The organism is Serratia sp. 506_PEND (genome assembly GCF_001076875.1).
In the GTDB taxonomy this organism is placed as follows: Bacteria; Pseudomonadota; Gammaproteobacteria; order Enterobacterales; family Enterobacteriaceae; genus Serratia; species Serratia marcescens.
In genome coordinates, this window is record NZ_JVEL01000355.1 from 1 (window position 1) to 4,068 (window position 4,068).

Here is a 4,068-nt window from a genome sequence, read left to right on the forward strand (position 1 = left end):
GTAAGCACGCGGTGAACTCACATTGTTAATCCTTGTGCGACTCGGCACGCTTGAACCTCATGTTCACTACGCAGGTTCCCCCATGCCAAAATCTCGCCATACCCTCCAACAACAGCAGCAACATGTCGCCGACTGGCAATTCAGCGGCCTGTCCCGCACTCAGTACAGCCTGCAACACCATCTCAATGTCAAAACCTTTTGCAACTGGGTCGGCAAGTGGACCAAAATCCCAACGTCACCGGCCGCTGAACCCCCTTTTATTCCGGTGACTGTTGCCCCTGAAGAGGCACCGCTATCCCTCCCCAACATAGACCCGCATATGCCCGCCATTACCCTGAATTTAAAACGGTGCTCCATCACCTGCCAGCCCAGCCAGTTGCCGGCCATCATGGCGGAGCTCAACCTATGCTAATGCCTCATGCCATCTGGCTGGCCCGTGAGCCGACCGATATGCGCCGGGGTATTGATACCCTGACCCGGCTGGCCGATGAACACTTGCCCTCGCCCTTACCGCCGGGAACCGCGGTGGTTTTCTGCAACAAGGCACGCTCACGCATCAAAGTGTTGCAGTGGGACAAGCACGGCGTCTGGCTGTGCACCCGCCGGTTGCATCAGGGCCACTTCACCTGGCCCCGCCCCGGGGATACCGCCTGGCCGCTGACGGCAGAGCAGTTCGCCTGGCTGACCAAGGGGGTAGACTGGCAACAGGTTGAGGGGCTTGACCTGCCGGGCTGGGAAACCTGAGACGTTAAACGTTAACGTCATGATATGACGTGATTATCACCGTCCGTTATGTCAAGCTGCTGATATGGATATCGACGCGCTGTTTACCACACAAGATCCCCATGAGTTACGTGTCCGGGCTCTGGCCCTGCTCGAAGCTCAGGCTCACTACATCCAGGCCCTGGAAGACGCGCTGAAGGCCGGCCGTCGCTGGCGCTTCGGCCGCAAGAGTGAAGCCTTCCAGGGCGAACAGCGGAGCCTGGCGGAAGAGGATGTCGATGCCGACACCGCCGACCTGGAACAGCAGTTGGCGGCGGTGTTACCGGCAGGCAAGGCGCTCCCTGGCACACCGCCCAAACGCCAGCCATTGCCGCCAGAGTTATCCCGTGAAACGGTCCGTCTTGACCTGAGCAGTCATGACTGCCCCGACTGCGGGCACGCCCTGCGCCCCCTGCGTGATGAGGTGAGCGAACGGCTGGAGTACATTCCGGCTCGGGTGGTGGTGCATCGCACGGTGCGCCCGCACTACAGCTGTCCCTGCTGTGAAACCGTCCATACCGTTCCCTTACCGCCTCAGCTTATCGAAAAAGGCCAGCCCGGTCCGGGGTTGTTGGCCCAGGTCACCGTAGCCAAATGCAGTGACCATCTGCCGCTATACCGTCAGCAGAAAATCTACCTGCGTCACGGTATCGATATTCCCTGCAGCACGCTGGCTGGTTGGTTCGGTGCGGTGGGGGCGGCACTGAAGCCACTGGCCGACGCCCTGCGGCAGGACCTGCTGCAGCAAGCGGTACTGCAGGCGGATGAGACACCGTTACTGTTGCTCAATCCCGAAAAAGGTCACAGCCAGAAGGGGTATCTGTGGGCCTACGTCAGCGCCGCCGGGGCAGACAGGGCGGTGGTGCTGTATGACTGCCAGCCGGGCCGCAGTGGCACCTATGCCAGCGCGATGCTGGATAGCTGGCAGGGTACGTTGGTCGTGGACGGCTATGCCGGTTACCGGGCGCTGTTCGACGAAGGTAGCGTGAAGGAAGCCGGCTGCTGGGCGCATGTGCGTCGGAAGTTCTTCGACCAGCACAAGGCGAACGGCAGTCCGGTGGCAGAAATCGCCCTGGCCACTATCCGCGAGCTGTACAACCTGGAGCGACGGATAAAGCAGCGCCCGGCAGAACAACGACGACGATGGCGACACCGTTATGCCAAACCGCGGTTGAAGGCGTTCGAAAGCTGGTTACAGGTGAAGCAGCAGAAGACGGCACCAAACTCGGGGATACGCAAGGCCATCGACTATACGTTGAAGCGATGGGCGGCGTTACTGGTCTATCTGGAGGATGGTCGGGTACCGATAGACAACAACCGGGCGGAGAACGTGATACGTCCGGTGGCGGTTGGGCGCAAGAACTGGCTCTTCGCAGGCAGTCTGCGAGCGGGTCAGCGAATGGCGAATATCCTGAGTCTGCTGGAGACGGCAAAGCTGAACGGTTTGGAGCCGTATGCCTGGTTGCGTGATGTACTGACGCGGTTGCCGTCGTGGCCGAACCGGCGGTTGAATGAGCTGCTGCCGTACGCCGGCAATACCTTCCGTTAGTCCTCTGAAAATCCAAAACACAAACTCACCTTGCAACGCAAGGTGAGTTCACCACGTGCTTACACCAGTTCGATGGACACCGCACCAGATCCGCAGCATAGGTCGTAGAATCGTGCATCCGGCTCGGGAGCTGCTTCCAGAAGATGATCGACGATTTGAGCCGCCACGCGTTGCTTGCCGCCCTGATATGCGCAGGGTACGCGCATTCGGCAACTCATAAAAATTTCCTGCGGATCAGGATCCGTGCATAAACGCGCCGGCCATTGATGATACCGACACCTCCTCTGTCTTCAGAATGCTGACGATAGCCTACCTCTGTAAGTATCTTGGGGGATACGTTGGAGCGTGCATTGCCGTTGGCAAGCATAATGATCTCGAACTGATCCGGACTGTATTTGTCGAGAAACGTGATCGGTACTCCCATAATCCCGTCGTAGTCTACCGGAATGTTTTGGGTGCGCCCAACGTCGATAGCTTCGTAGTTTTCGTAACGTGGATATTCGTCCGGAGTATAGCGGCAAGTTAATTCTAAAGGCTCATGCCGTTTGCTGGTGTCCAGGTTGGTGAACCAGCGTACGCCCTTTACCCGGATGAAACGTCGCCCTTCCTCGTCCGTACCGCAACCCGCGGCATTTAACGGGTAGCTATCGGGTACATGAAATTTGCGATCCCCGGAGCGGATAGATTCTCCGTACCAGACTTTATTGTCACAGAAAAGGGGGAAGACCTCCTTGTATGTTGTAGCATTCATATTCCCAAGGATAATAAAATCCTTTTCGTGACGCGCTAGGAGGCTAATGTACTCGCGAAAGAGACTGAAGGGGGGATTGGTGGCGATTATGTCGGCTTCCTTAAGCAAAGCTTCACACTCACCTGAGCGAAAATCACCGTCACCAGCGAGATGCTCGAGAGAGTTGCCTGGCATGGCAAACAATGGCTCTAAATCCAGAGAACCATCAGGCCTCTCCAGAGGCTCGTCAGGCACCTCTGTGACTACTGCCTTATAGGCACCAGTCACTCCCTCTAATGGATATTCTTGTCCCGCGATTGGGGAGCCGTCGTAGCAGGTAGAAGTAAGCCCCGCCAGTCCGAGCTTGTCGAAATTAAGCACAAAAAATCGGAAGAAAGCCGACTCAAAAGGATCGTCACAGTTACAAAGTATGGTTTTTCCCTTTAGTTGCTCCCGATGCTTCACCATTTCCCTTTGCACATCTTCATACTGCGTATAGAACTCATCTTTTTTGACGATGAAGGCATGATTGAGTGTGGCATTTCTGGGTTTTGGGTGTAGTTTTGGACGTTCTAACGTGATATCAAATGGCATAGTGCCCTCGCGAACCACCGCTTTGAGAAATGTATTAATTGCGGCGGACATGCCGATGCCAATTTCGGCAAACACTTCACTGGCGCGTCGCTTGACATCCAAGTCGATGCGTATTGTCGTAGTGGGTTTTGTCGACATATTTGTAACCTCTTGGTGAAATACAATGTAGCACGTTTTATTTTTAAGTAAAACGTAGCTCGTTGTGATAATTGCGGTTTTACTCTTTATTTCCACGATTAAGTAATGGGGCGTAGTCAAACGCAACAGACGAAGGGATTTCGTTCATTTATCTATTGGTCTTGATCGGCCACAGATAACTATTCGCAGTGATTGCTTGCCCGGATGCGCTGTTGTTGGGTAAGGCACGGAACGACGGTGCTTTGCCGGTCACGTACTTTGGTGAAGAGTTTTAGGTAGGCGAGATGGTGCACGC

At 55.7% G+C, this 4,068-nt stretch carries 4 protein-coding genes; 3 read left to right on the plus strand and 1 reads right to left on the minus strand.

All coding sequences use genetic code 11. From position 1 onward, the window contains the following. Positions 1-82 precede the first annotated feature (82 nt). From tnpA to tnpC, 3 genes are all read left to right on the plus strand, one after another. On the plus strand, positions 83-412 hold the full coding sequence (gene tnpA, locus ADK28_RS31515) for an IS66 family insertion sequence element accessory protein TnpA (protein WP_049191698.1): 330 nt from the start codon (positions 83-85) through the stop codon (positions 410-412). After that, the gene (tnpB, locus tag ADK28_RS11480; protein WP_048795397.1) at positions 406-744 is read left to right on the plus strand and encodes an IS66 family insertion sequence element accessory protein TnpB; all 339 of its coding nucleotides are present in this window, start codon (positions 406-408) and stop codon (positions 742-744) included. The genes tnpA and tnpB overlap by 7 nt, the downstream gene beginning before the upstream one ends. Before the next feature lie 64 nt (positions 745-808). Then, positions 809-2,311 carry an IS66 family transposase gene (tnpC, locus tag ADK28_RS11485; protein WP_048795398.1) on the plus strand — a complete coding sequence of 501 codons (1,503 nt, stop codon included), beginning with the start codon at positions 809-811 and terminating at the stop codon, positions 2,309-2,311. Positions 2,312-2,525: 214 nt separating this feature from the next. Here tnpC and ADK28_RS11490 read toward each other — a convergent pair whose 3' ends face one another. Continuing rightward, complete coding sequence (locus ADK28_RS11490; RefSeq protein WP_075202054.1) at positions 2,526-3,773, minus strand: type II toxin-antitoxin system RelB/DinJ family antitoxin; 1,248 nt, start codon at positions 3,771-3,773, stop codon at positions 2,526-2,528. Positions 3,774-4,068 lie beyond the last annotated feature (295 nt).

Bases quoted from the DNA above. Each gene is read 5' to 3' on its own strand.
- tnpA (WP_049191698.1), top strand. From the start codon at position 83: ATGCCAAAATCTCGCCATACCCTCCAACAACAGCAGCAACATGTCGCC.
- tnpB (WP_048795397.1), top strand. From the start codon at position 406: ATGCTAATGCCTCATGCCATCTGGCTGGCCCGTGAGCCGACCGATATG.
- tnpC (WP_048795398.1), top strand. From the start codon at position 809: ATGGATATCGACGCGCTGTTTACCACACAAGATCCCCATGAGTTACGT.
- ADK28_RS11490 (WP_075202054.1), bottom strand. From the start codon at position 3,773: ATGTCGACAAAACCCACTACGACAATACGCATCGACTTGGATGTCAAG.